This window comes from Pseudoalteromonas sp. G5_S1_14_S5 (assembly GCF_054968605.1).
Window position 1 is genome coordinate 1 of sequence record NZ_JBQKUM010000228.1, and the last position, 501, is coordinate 501.

Genomic DNA, 501 nt, shown 5'->3' on the forward strand with positions numbered 1-501 from the left:
TATCAACATCAAATGATTGAGACAACATAATAGGTGGTATAAGTTGATTAAAGTCGGTTGCCTGCGGAGGGTTGAGTTGAATTTCTTCTTGTTGAAGATGTGTTAGGGTCTGTCTCAGTTTTAAACCGTTACCGTTAGGCAAAGGTTTATCCAGAATATCCATATTGAAACGATGAATATCGTCCACATTGTAGCTACTATTACCGTTAATTTTACCATCCGCCATGTCTGTCACAAGCGCATCGAGGATTGTATCTATTTCAGATGTCGTGCTTAATTCAAGTAGCAACGCACCAGCAGCCTCAATCGCCAAACGATGTTTAAATGCTTTACCTTTTTTACCTTCATCATTTTCGTTTGTGACGATGGGCGTTTGCTTGAAAATATCAACATCATCAATGAGACTGTACCCCATCAAAGATTTCACGAGTCCAGTGGCCGCTGCTATCGCCGTCGCCCACTCACTCTCGGAAATGGTGCCATCCTGATCACCGATAAATG

At 41.9% G+C, this 501-nt stretch carries 1 protein-coding gene; it reads right to left on the bottom strand.

What is annotated here, in order from left to right; genetic code table 11:
• A partial coding sequence (locus tag ACTRWI_RS22660) for a hypothetical protein (RefSeq protein ID WP_499133937.1) occupies window positions 1-501 on the bottom strand: 501 nt, incomplete at both ends.